Origin of the sequence: Novosphingobium indicum (assembly GCF_014645195.1) — a bacterium.
Lineage (GTDB): Bacteria > Pseudomonadota > Alphaproteobacteria > Sphingomonadales > Sphingomonadaceae > Novosphingobium > Novosphingobium indicum.
The window spans coordinates 1542-27364 of sequence record NZ_BMLK01000026.1 but is presented as its reverse complement, the minus strand read 5'-3'; the positions used below and the strand labels follow the sequence as shown (position 1 = coordinate 27364).

Annotated in this window: 24 protein-coding genes and 1 pseudogene; 18 read left to right on the top strand and 7 right to left on the bottom strand. The window is 61.7% G+C overall.

Annotated features, from left to right (window positions below; all coding sequences use genetic code 11):
* Positions 1-125: 125 nt before the first annotated feature.
* Both IEX64_RS24490 and istB read left to right on the top strand, forming a co-directional pair.
* A pseudogene (locus IEX64_RS24490) lies at positions 126-746 on the top strand (Mu transposase domain-containing protein); the annotation flags it as partial.
* The gene (gene istB / locus IEX64_RS20160) at positions 733-1497 is read left to right on the top strand and encodes an IS21-like element helper ATPase IstB (RefSeq protein WP_188822624.1); all 765 of its coding nucleotides are present in this window, start codon (positions 733-735) and stop codon (positions 1495-1497) included. The pseudogene IEX64_RS24490 and the gene istB, both read left to right, overlap by 14 nt.
* 156 nt (positions 1498-1653) lie before the next feature.
* Here istB and IEX64_RS20155 read toward each other — a convergent pair whose 3' ends face one another.
* A complete protein-coding gene (locus IEX64_RS20155; RefSeq protein WP_188822622.1) occupies positions 1654-2100 on the bottom strand; it encodes a MarR family winged helix-turn-helix transcriptional regulator in 447 nt (148 codons plus the stop codon).
* A gap of 74 nt (positions 2101-2174) precedes the next feature.
* On the opposite strand from IEX64_RS20155, the gene IEX64_RS20150 reads away from it, so the two are divergent.
* Genes IEX64_RS20150 through IEX64_RS20130 form a run of 5 tightly spaced genes read left to right on the top strand, consistent with a single transcriptional unit; the run spans position 2175 to position 7587 of the window.
* Positions 2175-3026, top strand: a complete 852-nt coding sequence (locus IEX64_RS20150; protein ID WP_229710600.1) for an alpha/beta fold hydrolase — start codon at positions 2175-2177, stop codon at positions 3024-3026.
* Positions 3027-3054: 28 nt separating this feature from the next.
* Positions 3055-3468 (top strand): hotdog fold thioesterase, encoded by a 414-nt coding sequence (locus tag IEX64_RS20145; RefSeq protein WP_188822620.1) that lies wholly within the window; start codon positions 3055-3057, stop codon positions 3466-3468.
* Complete coding sequence (locus tag IEX64_RS20140; protein WP_039336907.1) at positions 3458-4909, top strand: efflux transporter outer membrane subunit; 1452 nt, start codon at positions 3458-3460, stop codon at positions 4907-4909. Before IEX64_RS20145 ends, IEX64_RS20140 begins: the two co-directional genes overlap by 11 nt.
* The gene (locus IEX64_RS20135; protein WP_039336910.1) at positions 4906-6051 is read left to right on the top strand and encodes an EmrA/EmrK family multidrug efflux transporter periplasmic adaptor subunit; all 1146 of its coding nucleotides are present in this window, start codon (positions 4906-4908) and stop codon (positions 6049-6051) included. Before IEX64_RS20140 ends, IEX64_RS20135 begins: the two co-directional genes overlap by 4 nt.
* Before the next feature lie 6 nt (positions 6052-6057).
* Positions 6058-7587: a DHA2 family efflux MFS transporter permease subunit gene (locus IEX64_RS20130; RefSeq protein WP_039336911.1), complete on the top strand. Its 1530-nt coding sequence runs from the start codon at positions 6058-6060 to the stop codon at positions 7585-7587.
* 62 nt (positions 7588-7649) lie between these two features.
* Here the strand turns inward: IEX64_RS20130 and IEX64_RS20125 are convergent, their stop codons facing one another.
* A complete protein-coding gene (locus tag IEX64_RS20125; protein ID WP_010890881.1) occupies positions 7650-8579 on the bottom strand; it encodes a DMT family transporter in 930 nt (309 codons plus the stop codon).
* 137 nt (positions 8580-8716) lie between these two features.
* Between IEX64_RS20125 and IEX64_RS20120 the strand changes: the two genes are divergently transcribed.
* From IEX64_RS20120 to IEX64_RS20080, 9 genes are all read left to right on the top strand, one after another.
* Positions 8717-10096 (top strand): aromatic ring-hydroxylating oxygenase subunit alpha, encoded by a 1380-nt coding sequence (locus IEX64_RS20120; RefSeq protein ID WP_039336913.1) that lies wholly within the window; start codon positions 8717-8719, stop codon positions 10094-10096.
* A gap of 25 nt (positions 10097-10121) precedes the next feature.
* Positions 10122-10646, top strand: a complete 525-nt coding sequence (locus IEX64_RS20115) for an aromatic-ring-hydroxylating dioxygenase subunit beta (protein ID WP_039336915.1) — start codon at positions 10122-10124, stop codon at positions 10644-10646.
* Between the two features lie 42 nt (positions 10647-10688).
* Entirely contained in the window at positions 10689-11786 is a 1098-nt protein-coding gene (locus tag IEX64_RS20110) for an NAD(P)-dependent alcohol dehydrogenase (RefSeq protein ID WP_039336917.1), read from the top strand.
* Between the two features lie 72 nt (positions 11787-11858).
* Positions 11859-14525 (top strand): pyruvate, phosphate dikinase, encoded by a 2667-nt coding sequence (ppdK, locus tag IEX64_RS20105; protein WP_188822618.1) that lies wholly within the window; start codon positions 11859-11861, stop codon positions 14523-14525.
* A gap of 53 nt (positions 14526-14578) precedes the next feature.
* Entirely contained in the window at positions 14579-15541 is a 963-nt protein-coding gene (locus tag IEX64_RS20100; RefSeq protein WP_010890876.1) for a dihydrodipicolinate synthase family protein, read from the top strand.
* A gap of 25 nt (positions 15542-15566) precedes the next feature.
* Positions 15567-16580 carry a ketopantoate reductase family protein gene (locus IEX64_RS20095; protein WP_188822615.1) on the top strand — a complete coding sequence of 338 codons (1014 nt, stop codon included), beginning with the start codon at positions 15567-15569 and terminating at the stop codon, positions 16578-16580.
* A 13-nt stretch (positions 16581-16593) separates the two neighbouring features.
* Positions 16594-17661: a tartrate dehydrogenase gene (locus IEX64_RS20090; RefSeq protein ID WP_188822613.1), complete on the top strand. Its 1068-nt coding sequence runs from the start codon at positions 16594-16596 to the stop codon at positions 17659-17661.
* A 44-nt stretch (positions 17662-17705) separates the two neighbouring features.
* The gene (locus IEX64_RS20085; RefSeq protein ID WP_008828092.1) at positions 17706-17990 is read left to right on the top strand and encodes a DUF1330 domain-containing protein; all 285 of its coding nucleotides are present in this window, start codon (positions 17706-17708) and stop codon (positions 17988-17990) included.
* A gap of 10 nt (positions 17991-18000) precedes the next feature.
* A complete protein-coding gene (locus IEX64_RS20080) occupies positions 18001-18411 on the top strand; it encodes a BphX family protein (RefSeq protein ID WP_008828093.1) in 411 nt (136 codons plus the stop codon).
* Here the strand turns inward: IEX64_RS20080 and IEX64_RS20075 are convergent, their stop codons facing one another.
* The 3 genes from IEX64_RS20075 to IEX64_RS20065 all read right to left on the bottom strand — a co-directional run bounded on the left by IEX64_RS20075 (position 18412) and on the right by IEX64_RS20065 (position 21660).
* Positions 18412-19344: a 2-dehydropantoate 2-reductase gene (locus IEX64_RS20075; protein ID WP_188822611.1), complete on the bottom strand. Its 933-nt coding sequence runs from the start codon at positions 19342-19344 to the stop codon at positions 18412-18414.
* 4 nt (positions 19345-19348) lie between these two features.
* Complete coding sequence (locus tag IEX64_RS20070; RefSeq protein WP_061939696.1) at positions 19349-20668, bottom strand: LLM class flavin-dependent oxidoreductase; 1320 nt, start codon at positions 20666-20668, stop codon at positions 19349-19351.
* 62 nt (positions 20669-20730) lie between these two features.
* A complete protein-coding gene (locus IEX64_RS20065; RefSeq protein ID WP_188822609.1) occupies positions 20731-21660 on the bottom strand; it encodes a fatty acid desaturase in 930 nt (309 codons plus the stop codon).
* Between the two features lie 192 nt (positions 21661-21852).
* Here IEX64_RS20065 and IEX64_RS20060 point away from each other — a divergent pair, with 192 nt between their 5' ends.
* Entirely contained in the window at positions 21853-22704 is an 852-nt protein-coding gene (locus IEX64_RS20060) for an IclR family transcriptional regulator (RefSeq protein WP_188822606.1), read from the top strand.
* Between the two features lie 101 nt (positions 22705-22805).
* Complete coding sequence (locus tag IEX64_RS20055) at positions 22806-24038, top strand: multidrug effflux MFS transporter (protein WP_229710599.1); 1233 nt, start codon at positions 22806-22808, stop codon at positions 24036-24038.
* Positions 24039-24047: 9 nt separating this feature from the next.
* On the opposite strand, the gene IEX64_RS20050 is transcribed toward IEX64_RS20055, so the two are convergent.
* Positions 24048-25214 (bottom strand): CaiB/BaiF CoA transferase family protein, encoded by a 1167-nt coding sequence (locus tag IEX64_RS20050; protein WP_188822604.1) that lies wholly within the window; start codon positions 25212-25214, stop codon positions 24048-24050.
* A gap of 4 nt (positions 25215-25218) precedes the next feature.
* Positions 25219-25823, bottom strand: a 605-nt coding sequence (locus IEX64_RS20045) for an HpcH/HpaI aldolase family protein (RefSeq protein WP_229710598.1), incomplete at its 5' end; no start/stop codon positions are given.

Below are 25823 nucleotides of genomic sequence, written 5' to 3'. Positions count from 1 at the left end.
CCCTCCATGGCAGCCATGTCGACTTTGCCGAGCTGCAGCTCGAAGTGGCAACGGAAATTGAAATCGTGCTGAGCAAGATGGCTGCCGTTGCCTCGCTCGAACGTCGCATCGCTGAACTCTACCAGGAGCTTGAGCGGCCAGCCCTGCAGCCGATGCTGGCGCCGTTCGATGGCTTCCACGAGACGGCCCATGCCGTGACCGGCACCTGCCTGATCAGCTTCGACCGCAACCGCTATTCCGTCATGGCCAAGGCCGCGCGGCGGGCGGTCCAGGTCCGCGCCTATGCCGACCGGATCGTCGTCCGCCTCGGCAACGAGGTCGTTGCCGAACATGCCCGGCACTTCGGCCGTGACCGGACGATCTATAATCCCTGGCACTATCTGCCGGTCCTGGCCAACAAGCCCGGCGCCTTGCGCAACGGGGCGCCGTTCCAGGGCTGGGACCTGCCGCCGGCAATGGCGCGGCTGCGCCGCAAGCTGGGGAGCGGCGATGAGGCCGATCGGCGCTTCGTCCGGGTGCTGGCGGCCGTTCTGACCGATGGCCTGGACGCGGTCGAGACGGCAATCCGCGAGGCGCTCGATGCCGGCGCTGCCAGCGACGAGGTGATCCTCAACATCCTAGCCCGATACCGCGAGCCGGCAACCGACCGGCCTCTCGACGTGGTCGTCGATCTGAAGCTCAGCCATCCGCCGATCGCTGACTGCGCCCGCTACGATACCGTGCGAGGCCTTGATGCAGCGGCATGAGATGATCGAGGCGATGCGCGGGCTCGGCCTCAGGGGCATGGCCGGCGCGTTCGACGAGGCCGTCACCACGGGTCTGCAGCGCAAGCGCACGACTCACGAGATCCTGACCGACCTGCTGCGGGCAGAAGCGGCGCATCGCCATGCCGCCTCGATCCGCTACCGCATGACCGCAGCCAAGTTGCCCGTGGTCAAAGACCTCGATGCCTTCGTGTTCGAGGGCACGCCGATCAACGAGGGCCTGGTGCGCTCTCTGCATGCAGGTTCATTCCTGCCCGGTCGCCGCAACATCGTGCTCATCGGCGGTACGGGCACTGGCAAAACCCACCTGGCCACCGCGATCACCGCCAGCGTCGTCTGCGCCGGCGCCCGCGGCCGCTACTTCAACACGGTCGACCTGGTCACCCGGCTCGAGGAGGAGGTCCGGATCGGCAAGGCCGGAGCCATGGCCGCCCAGCTCAGCCGGCTCGACGTCGTGGTCCTCGACGAACTGGGCTACCTGCCGTTCGCCCGCTCAGGCGGGCAGCTGCTGTTCCACCTGATCAGCAAGCTCTACGAGAAGACCTCGGTCATTATCACCACCAACCTGGCCTTCGGCGAGTGGCCCACTGTCTTCGGCGATCCCAAGATGACCACCGCGCTGCTCGACCGCATCACCCACCATTGCGACATCGTCGAGACCGGCAACGACAGCTTCCGGTTCAGGGCCAGCTCGGCAGCACCCAAAACCAGAAAGGAAAAATCACCCGCTTGACCTCAACCCCGCACCGCGGGACATAACTTCCACCCGGGTCACTTCTCAGCGGCAATCTACATTGAGGCAACAGGGGGGGGCAAATCCTCGGTTCGGTTGACAATCGATGGCTGATCACTGTCTCGCGAGTTGTGATAGACGCGTTCGGTGCCAATACTACAGATTGGCGGCCATACTGGCCAGGAGTTGCTTGAAGGTGGCAATGTCATTAGCCGATATGCCAGCGAGCAACCGTTCGTAGACCACATCGGCTTCCGCCCTAAGCGCGGGCAGGATGCCGATGGCTTTTGGGCGCAGATGCAAGGTCCACACCCGGCGATTGCCTTCGACAGCGCGGCGCTCGACATAGTCCGCCTTTTCGAGCTGGTCTATGACATGGCCAACGCTTGCACGCTCCAGCTCCAGGCATTTGGCGAGTTCAGTCTGGGTCAGGCCGGGTGTCCTGAAGATGTAGGCGAGAGCGCGCCATTGGGTGCGGGTTAGCCCGAACTTCGCGGTGGATGCATCGAACACGCGGCGAAGCTTGCGCGGCACCTCCTCGATCAGGAACACGAGCCCATCGGCTTCGGTAAGGTAGCTTTGCTCGTCGGACGTCTTCGCCATGGTCGTCGCTCATAGCCTTCGATTGCTCAAGAGGACAGTCTTTACTGTAAAATATTTTATAGTAAGATATGATCATGCCGAATCCGCACTTTACACTCTCCGGCCATTCCGGTCATGCCATCGCCGCACTTACCGAAGGACCTGAGCAAGGATTTCCGGTACTTCTCGCCCACGGTGGAGGGCAGACCAAGCGGGCGTGGAAGCAGGTGACGGCGATGCTGGCCAGACATGGGTTCCGCGCCATCGCGCTGGACCTGCGTGGTCATGGCGAAAGCGCCTGGGCCGATGACGGTGCCTATGACATCGTCGATTTCGCTGGCGATCTGGTCGCCATCGCCGGGTCGCTCGACCGCAAGCCCGCGCTGATCGGGGCATCGCTTGGCGGGCTGGCCGGGATCATGGCCGAAGGTGAGGTCGCCCCCGGCAGCTTCGCCTCGCTGACCCTTGTGGACATCACCCCGCAAATGGAGGCGGGCGGAGTAACGCGCGTGGTTGGTTTCATGGCGGCGCACGCGCGCGAAGGCTTTGCCTCGCCCGACGAGGCAGCGCGGGTGATTTCCGAATATCTCCCCCACCGTCCAAGCCGCAAGGCCTCGTCGGGCCTCGCCCATTATCTGCGACAGAAGGAAGACGGACGCTATTACTGGCATTGGGACCCGGCGTTCATCGACGGCATCATGCGTCGCCATGCCGAGCGCGGCGATGGCAGCGACTATGGACTGGGTGAGCTGGGCGAAGCCGCTGCGCGGCTTGCGTTGCCGGTCCACCTGATCCGGGGCGGATCGAGCGATCTGGTCTCGCCCGAAGCCGTCGCGCATTTCCGCGCGCTGGTTCCCCACGCCGCTTACAGCGACATCGCGGATGCGACGCATATGGTGTCGGCGACCAGAACGACGCCTTTGGCGACGCGATCCTCGATTTCCTGATGCGGACACACGGCACGGAGATCGCGGCATGAGCGAACCTGCAGCGAAGGTCGACCTCGAACAGCTCCGTGCGATGCTGCTCATCGCGCCGTTCCACCAATGGCTTGGGCTGGATATCGCCGAACTTACCGGCGAGGCGCTGGTCCTCGAGATGCCGTGGCGCGAGGAAATCGTCTCCAACCCGATGATCGGATCGGCCCATGGCGGTGTCCTCTCGGCGCTGATCGACCTGACCGGGCTTTACACCATCAACGCGCTCGGCGGATCGGCGCACGCGACGGCTGACATGCGGGTCGATTTCCACCGACCCGCCACTTCGGGGCCGCTGCGCGCGATCGGGCGGGTGGTCAAGCTGGGCAAGCAATTGAGCGTTGCCGAGACCCGGATCGAAGATGCCGAGGGCAGGCTGCTGGCCAGCGGACGGGGTGCCTATGTCGGCTAAGCCCTTAGCTGCTCCGGGAGCCTTGGCAGTACTTGCGCTGGCGGGTTGCGTTGCGGTCCCCGACGCCGGAGTTCGTCCGGTCATGGAAACCGCCGACACAATCGAGGCTGCGCAGACGTTGGCCGTGCGCGGCAATACGGCCTGGCCGCCAGACCAATGGTGGCGCCTTGCGGGCGATCCGCAACTGACCGCGCTGATCGAGGAGGGCCTTTCCAATTCGCCGCAGGTTGCGGTGGCGGTGGCGCGGGTCAGGCGCGCGGAAGCCGAGGCGCAGCGCGTCGGGGCCGCGCGGCTTCCCGCGATCGGTGCCGAGGCCGAAGGCGGCCTGCGCCGTCAGAGCGGCAACAACGGCATCCCCGCGCAGTTCCTCCCCGATGGCTGGAAAGACTACGGGCAGACCTCGCTGAGTTTCGGCTTCGACCTCGACCTGTGGGGTCGCAACCGCGCTGCCTATGCTGCCGCGACATCGGAGGCCCGCGCGGCGATGGTCGATGCGGCGCAGGCTCGCCTCGTGCTCTCGGTCGCGATAGCCGCCGCCTACGCAGAGCTCGGGCGCCATTACCGCGAGCGCGACAACGCAGCGGCCACGCTCGCCAACCGCCGCTCGATGCGCGAGCTTGTCGCCCAGCGCCAACGCAACGGGCTCGACAACCTCGCCAGCCTGCGCCGCGCCGATGCCGAAGTTGCCTTGGCGGAGCAGGATCTGGCAGCCGTCGATGAGAACATCGGCATCCGCCGCAACCAGCTTGCCGCGCTCCTGGGTGCTGGCCCGGATCGGGGAACGTCGATTACCCGTCCGCCGCTTGCACCCTCGACACCCGGCGGGGTTCCCGCCGGTGTCACCACCGATCTGCTTGGTCGGCGGCCCGATATCGTCGCGGCGCGCGAACGGGTCGAGGCCGCAGCCAGCCGCGTCAAGGTGGCGCGGGCCGGCTTCTTTCCGTCCGTGAACGTGAGGGCATTGGTAGGGCTTCAGGCGCTGGGACTTGGCAATCTGGTCGATTCGGGCTCGCTATTCGGAGCCGTCGGTCCGGCAATCAGCCTGCCGATCTTCCAGGGCGGCGCGCTCAAGGCGCAATATGGCAGCGCTGAGGCGGCCTATGACGAGGCCGTTGCGAACTACAACCAGACCGTTGTCACCGCGTACCAGCAGGCTGCCGACGCGGTGACCCAGCGCGACGCAGCGGACAAGCGGCTTGGCGCAACCCGCACGGCGCTGGCCGCAAGCGAGGAAGCGCTAGGTCTGGTGCGCACACGCTACGAGGCCGGGCTTGCCAGTTACCTCGATGTCCTCGCCAGTGAACGCAGCGCGCAAGACCTTCGCGTCGCAGTCATCGGCCTTGAGACATACGAACGCGGGGCGACGCTGGCGATGATCCGTGCACTGGGCGGCGGGTTCGACGCGGCCACTACCCAACCATCAGGACAGACCGAGCAATGAGCGATACTGCGACACAAGCTGCCGAAGTCGATCCGGAACTGTCCGCCTTTCGCAAGGCACGCCGGACGATGTGGCTCAAGCGCCTGGCCATTGTGCTCGCAGTGGCGGCTCTCGCATGGGGTGCCTGGTATGTGCTGGTCGCCCGCAACTATGTCAGCACCGACAACGCCTACGTGAATGCGCGAATGGCGCAGGTCACGCCGCTGGTTGTCGGATCGGCCATCGAGGTGCTGGTCGAAGACACGCAGCAGGTGAAGGCGGGTGATGTCCTCGTCCGGCTCGATCAGGCCAATGCCAAAATCGCCGTCGCGCAGGCTGAAGCCGATCTTGCCGCCGCCCGCCGCAAATTCGGGCAGGCGGTTGCGACCAACAGCGCGCTGTCGGCGCAGATCGACACATCAAGCGCCGGTCTTGTCCAGGCGCAGGCAAGGCTCCGCTCCGCGCAGGCCGAGTTCGACAAGGCGCGGATCGACTTGCGGCGCCGTGAGGCCGTCATTGCCAGCGGCGCGATCTCGGGTGAGGAACTGACCCAGGCGCGCAAGGCCTACGCCTCCGCCAACGCGGCGCTCGAGGCGGCCCGCGGGGGCATCTCCGAAGTCACTTCGGCCCGACGGGTCGCGCAAGGGCAACTTGCCGCCAACGACGCCCTGGTGCGCGGCTCCAGCGTAGATACCGACCCAGCGGTTCAGGCGGCCAAGGCCCGGCTCGATGCCGCCTTGCTCGACCTCCAGCGTACCGAAATTCGCGCGCCGGTTTCCGGGGTGGTGAGCCGCCTGCAGATTCAGGTGGGACAGCGCCTGAGCCCCGGTCAGACTATCATGACCATCGTCCCGATCGACAAGCTCTACGTCGATGCCAACTTCAAGGAAGGCCAACTCGGCCGTGTCCGTCCTGGCATGGCTGTAACCCTCAAGTCGGATCTTTATGGCGGCGATGTCGTCTACCAAGGCAAGGTCACCGGGCTGGCCGGCGGTACGGGATCGTCGATGGCAATCATCCCCGCCCAGAACGCCACCGGCAACTGGATCAAGACTGTCCAGCGCCTGCCGGTGCGGATCGAGCTTGATCCTGCCGAACTGCGCAAGCACCCGTTGCGCGTCGGGCTGTCGATGGAAGTCGAGATCGATGTTTCCGGTGAGTGAAACCAGATGAGCGAGACCGCTTCATCAGGCGCAGGAATAGCCCCGTCCCGGCAGCTTGTTGCCGGGCTCGTGCTTGCCCTTGCCAATTTCATGGTCATTCTCGACCTGAGCATCGCCAATGTCTCGATCCCGCATATCGCGGGCAATCTGGGCATCACGCTTGAACAAGGCGCATGGGTCATCACCTCCTACGCGGTCGCCGAGGCGATCTGCGTTCCCTTGACCGGATGGGTCGCCGGACGCTTCGGATCGGTACGCACCTTCCTGTTCAGCATGGTCGGGTTCGGGATCTGCTCATTCCTGTGCGGGATCTCAGTCACGATGGGCATGCTGGTCGCCAGTCGTATCGGACAGGGAATTTTCGGCGCCTTCCTGATGCCCATGTCGCAAACCTTGCTGCTCAGCGTGTTCCCGCCCGAGAAGCGCAATATGGCGATGGGACTATGGGCTGTTACACTGCTGATGGGACCTGCTCTTGGTCCAATGATCGGTGGCTATCTCACAGAAAATTATTCCTGGCATTGGATATTCCTGATCAACTTGCCCGTCGCCATCCTGTGCATCGTGGTGGGTTTCGCGCTGCTCAGGCCGATCGAGACCGAGCGGCAGATCCTGCCGATCGACTATGTCGGCCTTGCCTTGCTGGTGCTCTGGGTCGGCTGCCTCCAGATCGTGCTCGACCTTGGCCGTAACCACGACTGGTTCGCCGACCCGATGATCGTGGCGCTGGCGATCACCTCTGCCGTGGGTTTTATCGTTTTCATTATCTGGGAGTTGGGCGAGGATCACCCGATCGTCGATTTGCGAGTCCTGCGGCACCGTGGCTTCAGCGTCAGCCTGACTGTTCTGTCGCTCGCATTTGCCGGATACTTCGCGGGGTTTGTCGTTGTCCCCCAGTGGCAGCAAGCCTGGCTCGGATTTCCTGCGACAGCAGCCGGCTTGTCCTCTTCGTTTTCGGCTATGGGCGGACTGATTACCGCGCCGGTGGTGGCTTTTCTGATGAGCCGCCTCGACCTGCGTGTCCTTGTTTCGTGCGGCGTCACCTGGATTGCGGCGATGACGCTCGTGCGCACAACCTGGACAACAGACTCCGATTTCTGGACCCTCAGCATTCCGCAGTTCGTTCAGGGGCTGGGCACTCCCTTCATGATGCTTCCTCTCATGACCCTGACGCTCAATACGGTTGAGGAAAACGAGGTGGCATCGGCCGCCGGCCTGCAAAGCTTCATGCGAACCATCGCCACCGCCGTAGCGACTTCCATCACTCTGTCTTATTGGGGTGATACCCAGCGCATCGCGCGCAGCGATGCGGTGGCGGTCCTGCAGCCGGAAGCGGCGCAGGCAAGCCTTTCCAGCCTCGGCTTCCCTTCTGAACAGATAAGGCAAGTGCTCAGCAACATGGTTGAGCTGGAGGCGACAACGCTGGCGCTTATTCATACCTTCTGGGCGACCACAGCCGTTTTGCTTTTTGCCGCCGCCCTGATCTGGCTTGCCCCACGACCGTCGAAATCAGGCGGCATTACGATGGGCCACTAAAGAAGACTGACCGGCAACCAGGAGGCAGATCTGGCTCTGTCGGCTCCAGAACTTCATTGGCCTTATGTCTTGACCCGACGCGACAGCAGGATTGATGCAACCACCAACAGCGAACCGATCAGGTGGTATTTTGCGAACCGTTCTCCAAGCAGTGGTACGGCCATCAGAACCCCGAACACTGATGGCAGGTTCATGTAGACCCCCGCGCGGCCCGAGCCGACCAAGGCGACCGCGCGATTGAACAGCGCGTAGGACAGCAGCGAAGGAAATATCCCGACATAGAGCAGGGATGCGAGCGCTGCGGGTGAAGCCACGGTCAGGCCAGCCCACCAGAGGTGCCAGGCATAGGGCACACTCAAAGCCGCGATCCCGACCCCGAACAGGACAACCAGCAAACTGAGGTGGTGCATCGCCGGTGCGCGGCGCAGGAAGGTAGCATAGGCGGAATAGAGAAAAACCGCAATGATGGCGAGCAGATCGCCTCGGTTCAGCGCATCCCAGCGCAGATAGTCGGGATGCCCCTTGGTCATGATCCACGCGATTCCGGTGATCGAAAGGAGTGCGCAAACGAGAAGGATCGGGTGCACCCTCTCCCGAAACAGCACAACTGGCATGAGCAGGGTCATCACCGGCATGGTCGATTGCAACAGAAGATTGTTGGTCGCGGTGGTGAACTGCAAGCTTTGATAGACGAGAAAGGAAAACAGCCCCACTCCTAAGGCCCCGAGGAGCCCAAGGAACCGCCAGCCGCCGACAATGGCGGACAGGTCGTCGCGGAGGTGTCGCCAAGCGAACGGGAGCACGAAGACCAGCGCCACCACCCACCGCCAGAACGCCAGCGTCACGGGTGAGAGCAAGTCCTTGGCCGCCCGCCCGACGATCGGATTCAGGGCCCAAAAGAACGAGGCCAGACACAGCAACAGGGCTGGTGATTGCCAGAGCCTGGACACAAGACCCAGGATGCTGGACGTGTTGCGGTCGGCATCTTGCAACCTAAAATTCTCCCCAGAAACGCGGCTTGAGAATCGTCCTTGCGCCAACGGTAGGTTTTGCATATGGTGCATCGCGTTGCATGTATAGCGCGAATCGACTATGCAGCACTCGGAACAAAAAGCATGGGAGCGATGCGATGAATGGATCGTCGGCACTCGTCGACAACGCCGGTGCGAGCCAGTCTCGCCGGGTGTTCTGGGATCAAGATGTCTATCAGCTGGAGCTGGAGCGGATATTCTCGCGATGCTGGCTCATGCTCGGACATGATTCGCTAGTTCCCAAACCGGGCGACTTCATTACGACGTACATGGCAGAAGACCGTGTCATCTTGTCGCGGCAGCCGGACGGTTCGCTGAAGGCGTTCATCAATTCCTGCACTCACCGCGGCAACCAGATCTGTCATGCCGACAGCGGCAGCGCCAAGGCGTTCGTGTGCAATTATCATGGTTGGGTTTTCGGTCAGGATGGTTCGCTCGTCGATGTTCCGATGGAAGAGCGGTGCTATCACAGCGATCTCGACAAATCCAAGCTGGGGCTCGCGCCGATCCGGGTCGAAACTTACAAGGGCTTCATCTTCGGCTGCCATGATCCCGAAGCGCCATCGCTTGAGGACTATCTGGGGGACTTCTGCTGGTACCTCGATACGATCTGGGACGGTCCGGACGGTGGTCTGGAACTGCTCGGGCCGCCGTTGAAGAGCACCCTCGCCTGCAATTGGAAAGTCCCGACCGAGAACTTCGTCGGCGATGGGTATCACGTGGGCTGGACGCATGCCGCCGCTCTCCAGATGATCGGGGGCGAGCTGGCTGGCCTGTCGGGCAATCGCGCCGACATGCCGTTTGACGACCTTGGTCTGCAATTCACCATGCGGCATGGCCACGGGTTTGGCCTGATCGATAACGCGGCGACTGCGATCCACGTCAAGCGCGACGGGTACGTCAAATATCTCGAGGAGACGCGGGGCGGAATTCGCGAAAAATTCGGGCCGGAGCGCGAACGGCTCTATGTCGGTCACTGGAATACGTCGATCTTCCCAAACTGTTCGTTCCTCTACGGAACCAACACCTTCAAGATCTGGCATCCGCGCGGGCCGCATGAAATCGAGGTCTGGACCTATACCATGGTGCCGAAGAATGCCGACACCGAAACAAAGCGGTCGATCCAGCGCGAAGCGATCCGTTCATTCGGAACGGCGGGAACGCTCGAAAGCGACGATGGCGAAAATATGTCGTCGGCTACCTACATCAACAACGGTATCATCACCCGCAAGGGGCGGATGAATTCGAGCATGGGCAAGGACCGCGAAGGGCCGCACCCCGTCTATCCAGGAATTGTCGGGGTCAGCTTCATCGGCGAAACCTCGTATCGGGGCTTTTATCGTTTCTGGCAAGAAATGCTCGATGCGCCGGATTGGGCAGCTATCCGGGCCAATGACGATACCTGGGATGTAATGTGGACCAACCGTAATTTTTGGCCTGATCGTCTGTCGGCGAAGCAAGCCGAGCCGCAAGACTGATCCCGACAGCAATCTGGACCGCAAGATGACCGAAACACGCAAGCCCGTAGGCATGGAACTGCATCATGCCATCGTCAGTCACTATTCCGCCGAGGTGCGGATGTTGCAAAACCAGCAATATCGCGAATGGTTCGATACTGTAATCGCCGAAGATATCCATTACTGGATGCCAGTTTACGAACAGCGGTTCGCACGTGACCGCCGCCCGGATCCAACCCCGGGGGATGCCGCAATCTACAACGATGACTATTCCGAGCTGCAGCAGCGGGTCGACCGGTTGCTGACGGGTCAGGTATGGATGGAAGATCCGCCATCACGAATCCGCTATTTCGTCACCAATGTCGAAGCATTCGAAATTGCACCGTTTGAATTCGAGGTCTTCTCTAACGTTCTGGTGCACCGCAATCGCCGACAGAGCGAAGTTTACGTGCACACGCTGGGACGCGAAGACAAGCTGCGGAAAACAGACAGCGGCTTCAAGGTATTCAGCAGAAAGCTGAATATCGACGCGCGCGTCGTGCAGGACAAGAATCTCTATTTCTTTGTATAAGCAAATTCAATCAAATAGAAATCAGGAAACGGGAGAGCAAAAATGGACGCATACGCGGCAATTATCGAGCGTCAGGGTGGCGAATTCGTTCTGGATAACGTCTCCATCGAGGATCCGCGCGACGGCGAAGTGCTGGTCAAGGTTGCCGCAGCTGGCATATGCCACACCGACCTGACGGTTCGCGATCAATATTATCCGACGCCGCTGCCGGCGGTGCTGGGCCATGAAGGTTCGGGTGTTGTCGAAAAGGTCGGCCGCGGCGTGACCACTGTCAAGCCAGGCGACAAGGTCGTGCTCTCCTTCAGCTATTGCGGCACCTGTCCATCGTGCCTCAAGGGCCATCAGGCCTATTGTCCGAGCCTGTTCCCGCTCAATTTCATGGGCCGCCGCCTGGATGGTTCGACGCCGATCACCCGCAACGGCCAAGAAGTCAACGCCTGCTTCTTCGGTCAATCCTCGTTCGCGACCTATTCGATCGCGTCGGAAAACAACTGCGTCAAGGTTGCCGACGACGCACAGATCGAACTTTTGGGCCCACTGGGCTGCGGCATCCAGACCGGGGCGGGCAGCATCCTCAATGCGCTTTGTCCCGAACCTGGCTCCTCGATCGCGATCTTCGGGGTCGGGTCGGTCGGCCTCAGCGCAGTGATGGCCGCCAAGGCCTCGGGCTGCCTCAAGATCATCGCGGTTGACCGCAACGCAGGCCGCTTGGAACTGGCGCGTGAACTGGGCGCCACCGATGTGATCGACGCCAACACGGTCAACGCTCAGGAAGCGATCGTCGCGATGACCGGTGGCGGCGCCGACTATGCCATGGATACCACCGCCATTCCAGCGGTGCTGCGCTCGGCGGTGGACAGCACGCACAACATGGGTGAAACCGCAGTGGTCGGCGGGGCGAAGCTGGGCACCGAATTTTCGCTAGACATGAACAACATGCTGTTTGGCCGCAAGTTGCGCGGCGTAGTCGAAGGATCGAGCACCCCGCAGGTCTTCATCCCGCAACTGATTGCGATGCAGAAGGCCGGGCTGTTCCCGTTCGAGAAGCTCTGCACCTTCTATGATCTCGACCAGATCAACCAGGCCGTCGAGGATACCGAAAAGACCGGCAAGGCGATCAAGGCCATTCTCAAAATGTAGATCGCTTTTGGGGCGGCGCACCAATCGAATTGCGCCGCCTTGGACCTGCACTTGGACCTCAGGAATTTAACAATGTCGAGTGTGTTTTCCTTCGGTTCCGGCGTTCTGGTCGCAGGTCAGATTGGCCTCGACAAGCGCGTCTTGGGCGGGAAAGGGGCCAACCTCGCCGAGATGGCGCGGATCGGGCTGCCCGTCCCGCCTGGATTCACGATCTCCGCCGGCGAATGCCTCGCTTATCTTGACCACGGCAGAGCTTCACTTGATCGCATCCGCGATGAGGTTTCGGCTGCTTTGGGGCTGGTCGAACGGGCGACGGGCAAGACGTTCGGCAATCCTCGCGATCCCCTGCTGGTCTCGGTGCGTTCGGGCGCGCGGGTATCCATGCCGGGGATGATGGACACGATCCTCAACCTTGGCATTAATGATGCGACCGTCACCGGCCTGGGCCAGTCCTCCGGGGATGAGCGGTTCGCGCTCGACAGTTATCGCCGCTTCATCCAGATGTATTCCAGTGTCGTGCTCGAAATCGAGCATGGCGTATTCGAGGCAGCCCTTGACCGCATCAAGGAAGATCGCGGCGTCGATGAGGATATCGATCTTCGAGTGGAGGATCTGCGCGGCCTGATCGCGACCTTCAAGGATCTCGTGCTTGCCCATCACGGCGCGGCCTTTCCTCAGGATGTACAGGAACAACTCTGGACGGCAATCGAGGCGGTGTTCCGCTCATGGGACTCACCGCGAGCCAAGGTCTACCGGCGCCTGAACGATATCCCCGGAGATTGGGGCACGGCGGTTAACGTCCAGGCCATGGTGTTCGGAAATCTTGGCGAGACCAGCGCTACCGGCGTCGCCTTTACCCGCAACCCTGCAACCGGCGAGAAGGCCTACTACGGCGAATGGCTGGCCAACGCCCAGGGTGAGGATGTTGTCGCCGGCATCCGCACGCCCCAGTATCTGACCAGGGCTGCCCGCGAAGCCGCAGGTGCGCGGCTTCCCTCAATGCAGGAAGCGATGCCGAAGGCCTATGCCCAACTTGCTGAGGTGTTCGAACTGCTGGAGCGCCACTATCGCGACATGCAGGACATCGAATTCACAGTCGAACGCGGCAGGCTCTACCTCCTTCAGACCCGTTCGGGCAAGCGCACCGCCAAGGCCGCGCTCAAGATTGCCGTCGACATGGTCGAAGAGAGCCTGGTCGACGAAGTGACCGCGCTGCTCCGCCTCGACCCGGCCTCGCTCGACCAGTTGCTTCACCCCTCGCTCGATCCGAATGCCCCGCGGGTGCTGCTCGGAAAGGGTTTGCCTGCCTCGCCCGGGGCAGCCTCGGGAGGTGTGGTATTCGATGCGGAAACAGCGGCACGGTGGGCCGAATTGGGAGAGAAGGTCATCCTCGTCAGGCATGAGACGTCGCCTGACGACATCCATGGCATGCACGTCGCAACCGGCATCCTGACGGCGCGCGGCGGCATGACCAGCCACGCGGCCGTGGTCGCGCGGGGTATGGGCCGGCCATGCGTGGCGGGCACCGCCAGTCTCAAGATCGACCCGGTCGCGCGGGTCGCCGAGATCGGCGGCCAGCGGCTCGAAGAGGGCGCATTCATCACGATCGACGGTTCGACCGGCGAAGTGTTCCTGGGCGAACTGCCGACGATCCTGCCCAAACTTTCGGGCGATTTCGCAACGGTGATGGCATGGGCTGACAAGCATCGCCGCCTGAAGATTCGGACCAACGCGGAAACCCCGCTCGATTGCGAAATGGCCCGCCGGTTCGGGGCCGAAGGGGTCGGGCTTTGCCGAACCGAGCACATGTTCTTCGATGAAAGCCGGATCCTCGCCATGCGGCAGATGATCCTGGCCGACAGCGAAAAGGAACGACGCTCCGCGCTCGACCAGCTATTGCCCGAACAGCGCGCCGACTTCCGCCGGATCTTTGAGATCATGGAAGGCTTGCCAGTCACCATCCGCCTCCTCGATCCGCCGCTGCACGAGTTTCTGCCGCATACGGATAGCGAATTCACCGAGCTTTCGCGGGCGATGGGTATTGACGTGGAGCAGGTTCGGCATCGCGCAATCGAATTGGCGGAAACCAACCCCATGCTGGGGCATCGAGGCTGCCGACTGGGCGTGGTCTATCCCGAAATATACGAAATGCAGGCTCGCGCGATTTTCGAGGCTGCGCTCGAAGTCGCGGGCGAGGCGGGCATGGCGGTCTGTCCCGAAATCATGATCCCGCTGGTCGGATTGCCGCGTGAACTGGAATCACTGAAGGATACCCTGTACAGGGTCGCTGAAGTCGTGTTCGCCGAAAAAGGCGAGCGGATCGCCTTTAGCGTTGGCACCATGATCGAGCTGCCGCGGGCAGCCCTGGTTGCCGACGAAATCGCTGCAAGCGGGGAATTCTTCTCGTTCGGAACCAATGATCTGACCCAGACTACGCTGGGGATCAGCCGCGACGATGCGGCGCGTTTCCTGGGTGCTTATGTGGAAAAAGGCATTATCGCCAAGGACCCGTTCGTCACCCTCGATATCGAAGGGGTCGGCAAGCTGATCGAAATGGCATCGCGCAAAGGGCGCGAAACCCGGCCCGACCTAAAACTGGGGATCTGCGGCGAGCACGGCGGCGATCCGGCCACGATCGCTTTCTGTGAGGAGATCGGGTTGGACTATGTCAGCGCATCGCCTTTCCGGGTGCCGATTGCCCGACTGGCTGCGGCCCAGGCGGCGCTGGCGCCTTCATGAACGGCCGATGCAAGCTGAAATTCTGAACCAAATCGAGATGAGGTGCACCTCAAATGGAATATGATCGTAAGGACGCCAAGGCCTGGGCAACGAAGACCGTCAGGGGCTTCTATCAGTGTCCGATCACCCCGATGACCGCCGATTACAAGTTCGATGTGGACGGTATCCGCTACAACATCGATAAATATGTCGAAATGGGCGTAGATGGCTTGGCCGTCGGCGGGTTCATCGCCGAATGCTGGAACGTCTCAGCGTCAGACTGGTTTCGCTATCACGAGATCGTCGCCGAGGCGAATGCCGGGCGGCTCGATCTGTGGACCATCGTGCTCGATCCCAGCGTCTATACCGCGATCGAGAAGATGCAGTTCGTCGAGAAGCTCGGGTATAACGGGGCTGAGGTGATCAACCCGGTTGTGCAGCTCAAGCGCGACGACGAAATCTATTCCTGGTTCAAGTTCCTGACCGACCACACCGATCTGGCCGTCTGCCTCTACCGGACCCCGGTTTCGGGCACCGTGCTGAGCTGGGACCTGATGCGCCGCCTGGCCGATATCGATACCGTGATCGGCGTCAAACAAGGTGCCATGAGCCGTGCCGAGACAATCAAGATCCGCCAGCTAATGCCCGAAGGCTTCAACACGATGGAGCCATTCGAATACTTCTTCCTCGACGATCTGCGTCTTGGCGGCACCGTTTGCTGGGGTGAATTGTCCTACATGCTGTACGGCAAGAAGCGCCATTTCGCCAAGGAATACATCCGCCTGGCGCATGAAGGAAAATGGGAGGAAGCGCGGGCCGCTTCCGATCAGCTCAGCGAAGTCCGCGAATTCTATCACGACAACTTCCTGTGGGATATCGCCCGCACCGCGACCTATGCCAGCGCACTTGCCAATGTGAAGGCCTGGTACGAAGCGATTGGCCTCAAGGCTGGCCCGATCCTGCCGCCGGTGGCTGATGTGACGCCGGAAAAGAAAGAGCAGATCAGGGCCAAGCTGGTCGAACTGGGCATTGCCTGAACCGAACCAACGGGAATCCCAAAGCATGTCCAAGCAATTGCATTTCTGTTTCCACGGCGCCGGCGGGCTAGGCTCGGTCATCGGCGGATTCCTGGCGCGCGGCGGCCACAAGGTCACGCTGATTGCGCGCAAGCCCCATGTCGAGGCGATCCGCCGGGATGGCCTGAGTATTTCGGGTGTGCGGGCGCAATTCGTCCAGCGCGAAAACCTCTTCGCGGTCGAAACGCCCGAGGAGGTTGAAGGCGACATCGACTATTACATCCTGCTGACCAAGGCCAAGGGTACCGATCAGGCGCTGGCCGATGCGCAGGTGTTGGTCGATCGCACCGCTTGCGCGCTGACTTTGCAGAACGGCGTGGGCAAGGAAGGCAAACTCCAGGCCGCGTTTGGCAAGGACAAGGTGATCGGCGGCTCGATCATGGACGGGGCGACCCTGCTCGAACCGGGCAAGGCGCTCAATCACATGGCGGTTCCCGTCACCGCCTATTTCGGCGAGCTGGAAGGCGGGGAGAGCGAGCGCACGCGGATCATGGCCGAAGCGCTCGACGCTGCGGGCATGGGTTCGCGCTCAACTCCCGATATCGTCCATGTCCATTGGGAAAAAGTGGTTCAGGTCGGTGGAGCATCGTCGTGGAGCGCCAGTACGCTGGGCGCGCTTCCAAAGCTCGATTTTGTGGATGGTGTGGCGGTTCGCGAAGGCGCCGAACACTATGTCCACGTCGTCAAGGATCTGCTGGCGATCTACAAGGCACTTGGCTACGAACCGCAGAACTATTTCGCGCCTGTATCCAGATTGGTCGAGATTGACCGTGAAGGCTTTGAAGAGGCAGTGTACGGTGTCATGGCGATGGGCACCAGATTCAAGCCGGAAAACCGTCCCGTCCGCACCTCGATGCATGACGATCTCGTGGCGGGCCGGCGGATGGAAGTTGACGAGGTCCTGGGGCCGCTCGCGGCGGCAGCGGAGCAACTGCAGGTTCCTGCGCCAGCCTTTCTCAGCGCCTATCGGGTGCTCAAGACTTTGAACAGCTATCTGTAGGGAAAGATTGACCATGAGGCGTTATTCCATCGCCAGCATTCCGGGAGATGGAATTGGCCGCGAGGTGGTGCCTGCCGCAATCGAGGTGCTGACGGCGGCAGCGGCCAAGTGCGGTTTCGTGCTCGAATTCCGGCACTTCGACTGGAGCTGCCAGACCTACCTCAAAACCGGCAAGATGATGCCCGATGATGGGCTAGACCGGTTGCGCGATCATGATGCGGTGTTCCTCGGCGCGGTCGGCTTTCCCGGGGTACCCGATCATATCTCGCTGTGGGGGCTGCTGCTGCCGATCCGGCGCGAGTTCGAGCAGTACGTCAATCTGCGTCCGGTGCGGCTGCTGCCGGGCATCGCTTCGCCCCTGCGCGACAAGGCTCCCGGCGACATCGATTTCTGGGTGGTGCGCGAAAACTCGGAAGGCGAATATTCCCAGATCGGCGGTCGGACCGGGACCGGCGAGAACGAAATCGTCGTCCAGCAGGCGATCTTCACCCGCCGGGGCACCGACCGCATCTTGCGCTATGCCTTCGACTTCGCTCGGCGGAGCGGGCGCAGGCATGTGACCAGCGCGACGAAGTCCAATGGACTCTATCATTCGATGCCGTTCTGGGACGAGCGCTTTGCCGCGATCGGCGCCGAATACCCCGATGTTGCCGCCGATCAGTATCATGTCGATATTCTCGCCGCACGCTTTGTGATGTCGCCCGAACGGTTCAATGTGGTGGTTGGGTCGAACCTTTTTGGTGATATCCTTTCCGATCTGGGGCCGGGAATCACTGGCACCATCGCTGTGGCTCCTTCTGCTAACCTCAACCCCGAACGGCGGTTCCCTTCGATGTTCGAGCCGGTCCACGGGTCTGCCCCGGACATCGCCGGGCAGGGCATCGCCAATCCGATCGGCCAGATTTGGTCGGGTGCAATGATGCTGGAACATCTCGGCGAAACCGAGCCCGCCGCGCTGGTGATGCGCGCACTCGAAACGGCGCTCATTGCGCCCGATATTGCGAGGACCCCCGATCTTGGCGGAAACGGGACAACCGCGGGATTTGCGCAAGCTGTTCGCAACACCTTGCTGGGGCTCTAGCGGGAAAGCTAGCGGTCCCGGCGCTGACCAAAGGAAACGGAGTGATGGCTGCCTATTTCATCGGATCGATCAAATCGCACGACGAAACCTGGGTGGCAGGCTATATGGCCGCAGTTCCGGCGCTGGTCGGACGCCACGGCGGGGAAATGGTCTGCCGTTCGCACGAGTTCGTCCGTTATGAGGGCGAGGGAGCCGCACCTGACTATGTCGTGGTGATCCGGTTTCCTTCGATGGAGGCGATCGACGCCTTCATGAACGATCCAGACTATGCGCCGCACAAGGATGCGCGCATCGCCTGCGCCACATCGGATATCTTCGCGATCGCCTGAGGAGGCCGCCATGAAGGTTCTGCGCACTTACCTGATTGCCGTGGGGATCTGGTATCTCTGCAATCTCGTGCTGCTCTGGCCGCCGGTCTATGCGGGGGCCCTGCGGCTGATCTACCCCGGTATTGCGCTGGGGCAGGGGACGCCGTCTTTCGGCCTGCTGCTTGATGCCTGGTTGATCGTTGGCATCCAACTGGCGGCAATCGGCCTTGTGGCGTTGTGGGGCGCGCGCGATCCGTTGCGCTACTGGGCGCTGGTTCCGGTGATCGTGCTGACCGAACTCGTCGGCTCCGCCTGGGACATCTATAGCGTCGTTTGGAGCGGAGAAGCCTTGTGGGTCGGCTTGACGACCTTGGCCGCGCATGCTGTGATCATGGCGGGTGCATGGTTTGCCAGGCGCGCGATGGAGCGGGATATCGTCTGATCAATCAGGTTGAAGCCCGCGGGCGCGCAGCCGCGCGAGGATTTCGTCTGTGGCCGGGCAGGGCAGGTCGGCCTGTCGCGCGAAGCGGGGTATGGCCCCACTGAGGTGGACGAATTCCGACGGTCTGCCCGCTTCGAGATCGCGCTGCAGCGAACTGGTGACGTCGGGTGGAAAGCGGCCGATGAAGTCCAGCTTCTCGTATATGCAATCGGGCGGCAATTCGATGCCCAACGCCGCTGCGATCCGTTCGACCTCGGCCATGGCCTCGCGCAAAAGCGAGCTGGCCTGGGGATGGCCTAGCACCTGACCGACCTTCAGGCCGAACGCCGGGGCCACCGCGCCGATCGTCGCGGCCATCAGGAACTTGTCCCACAACGCTGGGCGCATGTCGCCTGTCAGAGTGGTGGGGACCCCAGCGGCAATAAGGTCGCCCGCAAGGATTGCCGAGGCCTGTCCGGGAGCCGGGTCGGTTGCGCGATCGGCGACCGGGCCGGCCAGCAGCGTGGCGGGGACGCCGGTGTGGCGCACGATCCCGTCTTCCAGCTCGAAGAAGCCGTGCATGCGTGCGCCAAGCACGACAGCGCGGGGCAGGGCGGCCTGGGCGATGCCGGGTGCTTCGACCCCATTCTGCACCGTCAGCAGCGTGAAGCGGCTTCCGCGCAGTGGTTCGAGCAGGGCAAGCGCGGATTCGATCTGAAACGTTTTGGTTGCCAGGATGGCATGATCCGGCGGCGTTGCGGGATCGCATGCTGCGGACACCGGCACACGCACTTGCCGCTCGGCCCCGCCTTCGGACAGCAGCACGCCCGTGTTTCGCAAGGCCTCGAGCCGCGCTCCTCGGGCGATCAGCAGAACTTCATGCCCGGCGTTGTGCAACCGCGTGCTCAGGAAACTGCCGATTGCCCCGGCGCCGATGATGACAAACCGGCTCACCGCATCAGGCGAAGAAGCGGTTGTCCGGGCGCGGCAGGCCAAGATGGTCGCGCAGCGTTTCGCCTTCGTATTCGGTGCGGAACAGGCCGCGTGCCTGCAGTTCGGGTACAACCTTGCCGGTAAAGTCTTCCAGGCCTTCGGGCAGGTAAGGGAACATGGTGGTAAAACCGTCGCAAGCGGCTTGCTCAAGCCAATGCTGCATCTCGTCGGCGATGGTCTTGGCGGTGCCGACAAAGGCCAAACCGCCATAGCTGCCGGCCTTCGCAGCGAGCTGGCGGATCGTCAGGTTCTCAGCTCTGGCCAATTCGATCATGAACCGCCGCGAACTTTTACTGGCGTTGGATTCGGGGATGTCGGGCAGGGGGCCGTCGGGATCGAAGCCCGATACGTCGTGACCCAGCATGCCGGACAGTGAATGGATGCCGCTGTCGTAGTGGACCAGGCTGTCCAGTTTCGCGCGCTTTGCGCGGGCTTCCTCGACGGTGTCTCCAACAACCAGGAATACGGCCGGCATGATCTTGATGTGATCGGGATTGCGTCCTACCGTCGCCGCCCGCCCTTTGACGTCGTCGTAATAGGCTTTGCTGCCTTCCAGCGTCGATTCCGCAGCAAATACGGCTTCGGCGGTTTCGGCAGCCAGCTGGCGGCCCGGGTCCGAGGCACCGGCCTGGAAGATGACCGGCCAGCCCTGAACCGGACGGGCGATGTTAAGCGGCCCGCTGACCGAGAAATGCTCGCCCTTGTGGTTCAGCGCATGCATCCGGGCGGGGTCGAAATAGATGCCCTTTGCTGCGTCCATAACGAAGGCATCGTCGGCGAAACTGTCCCACAGCCCGGTCACAACGTCATGAAACTCGCGGGCGCGGTGATAGCGCGCGGCGTGATCTGGCTGGGTCTCCAGGCCGAAGTTGCGGCTGCTGTCCGGATTCGAAGTGGTCACCACGTTCCAGCCGGTCCGCCCGCCGCTGATGTGATCGAGAGAGGCAAAGCGGCGCGCGACATGGAACGGCTCGTCGTAAGTGGTCGAGGCCGTTGCGACGAGGCCGATTCGCTCAGTCACCCCGGCCAGTGCGGAAAGCAACGTGAATGGCTCGAACGAGGTCACAGTGTGGCTGCGCATCAGCGCCTGGCGTGGCAGGTTGAGCACGCCGAGGTGATCAGCCATGAAGAAATAATCGAACTTGGCAGCTTCAAGGCTGCGGATGAAGCGCTGGATCGCTGCCAGGCTGAAGTTCGCGTCGGGTAAGGCACCTGGATACCGCCAGGCTCCGGTGTGGATGCTGACCGGGCGCATGAACGCGCCAAGGTGAAGTTGCTTGGCCATCAGTGCGTTCCCCGATCTGGAGGTACGGCCGGACCATACCGAACGGTCCGGCCGTTATTTCGTTAGGCATGCATGGCCTTGCCTTGCGCCTGGTCGAGTTCCCGGCGAACCGCAAAGTGGTCGTCATAGTTCTCGGGCTTCAGGGCGAAGGCTTTCTGGCGCGGGATGCGGTTGGCGTTGATTTCATCGTACTTGAGGTAATAGGCCTTGTGCATCCGGTAGAACGGGATTTCCGGCCAGAGGTGGTGGATCAGGTGGTAGTTCTGATAAACCAGTAGCGGGTTGAGCAACCATTCCCAGCCGAACCGCATGGTTGTCGCCATGTAAGGGTCTTCGTCTTGCGCGATGATCGCGGGATGATGTGGCAGGATGACGAAGACGATGGCGATGATGAACAGCGTGATCCGCGACGGCACGAACCACAGCATGAACAGTTCCCAGCCGAAGCCGAAGTAAATTGCCGCAACGAACAGCAGCGCGAGGAGCGAATAGAAGACAAGCAGTTCGGTGCCATGTTTCTTGCGCACGTTCTGACCATATTTGACGAAATACCAGATGTAGGCACCATCGAAGAAGGTCCAGCGGAATGGAACCTGCCACCAGGGCGATTCATGCTCGAACCGGTCGGGGTCTTTGGGTCCATTGGTATGCGTGTGGTGCTTGTTGTGGACCCAGCGGAGCAGGACCATCGGGGCATAGGGAAAGAGGAAGAACAAGCCGATCGCGCCGATCGATTCGTTGATCCAGCCAACGCTAGACAACGACTTGTGCGAGGCGTCGTGGATCACGCTGAAGAGCAGATATGTCACGAGGCCGTTTGAGATCGCACCGACCCAAAGCGGAAGCATCGAGTTCAGCGCCAGGTACCAGGTCGTTGCGATCCCTGCCATGGAAATGACAAACAGGAGAGCCGTCGGCAGGGCGAGAACGGGCGCCTTTCGCAGCTGTTCGAAATGCTCTTCGGACGATCTGGGAAACGCGATTGCAGCCATTACCCGGGTTCCTTTCCTCTCACTGGTTTAGAAGCGCCTAGTTGGGTTGACGCTTGGCCTCTTTGTCGTAATTGACTCAGGTCATGCTCTTGCACAATTTTGCCGCCTACACTATTCGTTGGACAATATGCAACTCTTTTCCCGTCATGCAAGGGGACTTCGGGCCGGGGAATGCTGGTAATGGGAATACCGATGAATGCACGCAAGGCTAACCAGCTTGCAGGTAAAGGTGATGAAATCGAACATCAGGCTACCGAGCGCTTGCCCGCCGAAGATTGGAGCGCGACTGATTCGCCACGCAAGGCTATCCAGTCCGTGGAAATTGGTGTTCGCGTCCTCAGGGCCTTGATGGATTGCCCAAGGGATGGCGCACATCTGCGTGAAGTTGCCGAGAAATCGGGTCTGTCACGCAGCCAGGCACACCGTTACCTGCTGGCTTTTGTCAACACAGGCGTTGTCGAGCAGAATGTCCAGAATGGCCGCTATGCACTAGGTGCATTTTCAGTTCGTATTGGCATGGCCGCCCTGGCGCGGGTGGAGCCGGTACGGATAGCGGGCGATAATCTGGCGAGTGTGCTGGAAGACCTGCAAACAACAGGGTTGCTGGCGGTCTGGGGTAATTACGGGCCATCGGTGATTCGCTGGATCGATGGCGGTCTGCCCCTGATGACCAGTTTGCACGTCGGCTCTGTTTTGCCCTTGCAGGCGTCGTCTACCGGTATCCTGTTCTTGACCCATTGTTCACGAGCATTGACCCGGCCCGTCATCGTGCAAGAGCGTGCCAGCGGGCTGGAGGTTTCCGACGACGAACTGGAAAGGCAGGTAGTCCAAGCGCGCGAGCTGGGATACGCAACCACACAGGGTACGGTTGTGCCTGGTCTCTCTGCCTTGAGTGTACCTGTGCTTGATTCCGGGAACAGGCTTGTTGCAACGATGAGCGTTCTCTCGCGAGTTCAGGACAAGCATTTTTATTCGAAGCCGAAGATCGAAAAGATCCGTTCGGCGGCCATGGCAGCGAGCCGTGCGATCGGCTGGCAAGGATAGCTCCTGCGGTTTTTCATCAGAAGTGGACTGGCCTCCATATTGGTGGACCGGCTTCATGGCGAGGGCACTGCCAAGGCCCGACCATCCGGAAGGTATCAACGTTGTCGCTGACCCATAAAGAGCCAATTGGCAAACGGGAGTTCATCGCCATGATGGCGATGATCCAGGCATTGCAGTCACTTGGGTTTACAACTTTGCTGCCGGCCTTGGGTGTCATGGCAAACGATCTGGGGGCAAGCGGTTCAAACCAGCGGCAATGGGTCATCGGCACATTCCTGATCTGCTCCGGCCTGTTTTCGCTCGTTCCGGGGACGATCTCCGACCGGCTTGGGCGGAAGCCGGTCCTGCTGGTTTGCATGGGCCTGTTCGCCCTGATCAATCTGCTTTGTGCTTTCGTGACTGACTTTTCCGTCCTGCTGGCGGCCCGCGCGCTGCTTGGCTGTGCCTCGTCCGCCCTGACCGTCCTTCCTCTGGCGATCATTCGCGACCGCTATCAAGGCGAAGACATGGCCAAGCTGCAAGCCTTTGTCGCGATGCTGTTTATGGCAGTCCCGACCCTTGCCCCAAGTTTGGGTTATGTGATCTTTACAGTGCTCGGCTGGCGTGCCGTCTTCATCGTCATCGGGGTGCTGTCGATGGGAGTGTCAGCATGGTATTTCTACCGCATGCAAGAAACGCTGCCGCTTTCCCGGCGGCAGTCCCATGGTGCCAGTGAATTGTTCGGCAACATCCGCCTCGTTCTGACAAACCGCCGGTCGATCGGTTACGTCATTGGCATGGCCCTGATTTTCGGCGCTCACTTCGGCTTCATCAACAGCTCGCAGCAATTGATCGGCGAACATTTCGGGGCCGGCGGGGCCTATTCGGTAATCTTTGGCTTGATGGCGGGCTCGATGATGCTGGCCAGCATTGCCAATTCTGCGATCGTACACCGTTTCGGCATCCGGGGGATCGGCCATGCCGCCATCCTGTGCCATTTCCTTGTGTCGATCGGCCAGATCTATTTGGCATCCCGACCGGGCGAAACCCTGCTTCAGTTCGTGCTTCTGACATCCGCGAACATGTGCTTGCTGATCACGGTCTTCATCAATTTCACCGCGATTTCCCTACAGCCATTCGGCAAGGTGGCCGGGGCCGCGGCCTCTGTTCAGACGTTCTTCCGTTTGGTGCTTGGCGCGGGGCTGGGCGCACTGATCGGGCAGGCCTACAATGGTTCCCCGCTGCCTCTGGCCTATTCGTTCTTCGGGGTGGCGAGCGTGACCATCGTGCTTGTACTGTTCAGCGAAGGCTGGCGATTGTTCGGGGGACCTATACCGGTTCAGGCTGCGAACTGACTGCGCCGCCTATTCGTCTCCGACCTGCTCGGGACTTCCCGGCGCGGCCAGATTCGAAACCATCCGCACCCCATCTATCACGATTGGACTTGAGACACCCCTGCGACCCCCAGCCGATGTCGTCAGGCCCCTGGCGACGACCTGCGGATCGGCGAACACTTCGTCGAGTTCATTGATTGGGCCGGCTGGGACGCCCGCATCCTCCAGCGCGTTGAATAGTTCCTGTCGGTTCCATCGGGCGGTAAGCGCTTCCAAGGTTGCGACAAGTCCCTGCCGGTTCGCAACCCGCGCGGGGTTGGTGGCGAATAGCGGGTCTTCGTGCAGCGAGCATCCCAGGATGCGGCAAAGGCTCGCGAACTGGTCGTTGTTGCCGGCCGCAATCACCAATGGTCCGTCAAGCGTCGGGAAGGCCTGATAGGGTGCGAGATTAGCATGACCGTTGCCGAACCGGCGCGGCACCTTACCGGATGTCATCCAGTTCAGCGCTTGATTGCCCATGACCGCGACCTGGGTGTCGAGCAGGGCCATGTCGACATGGGCACCGCGTCCGCTGCGGTCCCGGCGATGGAGCGCTGCGAGGATGGCAACAGTGCTGTACATGCCGGTGAACAGATCGGCCACGGCGATGCCGGCCTTCTGCGGTTCGCGATCGGGTTCACCGGTCATCGACATCATGCCGCCCATGGCCTGGGCAATGAAATCGTAGCCTGCACGATGGGCATAGGGACCGGTTTGCCCGAAGCCCGTGATCGAGCAGGTAATCAGGTGGGGATTCAGTGCGGAAAGCGCGGCATGGTCAAGCCCGTACTTCGACAGCCCGCCGACCTTGTAGTTCTCGATCACGATATCTGCGCCGCTTGCCAGATCGCGAATGATGGCCTGGCCCTCCGCGCTGGCGATGTCGATTGCGAAAGACCGCTTGCCGCGATTGGTCGAATGGAAATAAGCCGCTCCCAAATTGGTGCCATCTTCTGCTGTCACGAACGGCGGCCCCCAATGCCGCGTATCGTCTCCTACGCGGGGCCGTTCGATCTTGATCACTTCGGCGCCAAGGTCCGCCAGCAGCTGTCCGCACCATGGGCCAGCCAGGATGCGGGCTAATTCAAGCACCCGGACGCCATCAAGCGGTTTGACCGGGTCACTGGAACGAGGCGTCTGCCAAGCCGGTTTTGCCATAGCCTCAGTTGCCGCCCTGTGCCGCGATACGCTCACGCCAGACCCGGAGTCCGTCGCCCGCGCCCTTGGCCATCGTGAAGCTGTCGATCCCGTTGGCGATGAAGCGGGCACCGCCATCGAGGAACTGCTGGACGAGGCGTTCGTCGCGCGAAAGGATCCCGGCCGGTTTGCCGGTTGAGACGATCCGCGCCAGTGCTTCGCCGGTCAGCTTGAACAGGGCATCGAAATTGATTGCGCCCAGCAAACCTTCGGTCGCGGCCAGGTCCGCAGGTCCAAGGAACAGCGCGTCGATTCCGTCCACTGCGGCGATCGCCTCAATGTTGTCGACGGCGGTCGCGGTCTCGATCTGGGCGATGATGCAAACCTGCGCATTGGCTTCTGCGACATAGGCAGGATAGCCACCCCAGCGCGCGGCACGGGCGCCGCCGAGGCCGCGTTCGCCTGCAGGCGGATAGCGGGACGCAGTTACGATGGCCTGGGCCTGTTCGGCGGTCTCGACCATCGGAACCATCAGAGTCTGCGCTCCAAGATCGAGAACCTGCTTGATCGCTACCGGATCGTGGCCGGCAATCCGGACGATCGCCGAACACGGCGGCGTCGCCTCGACCG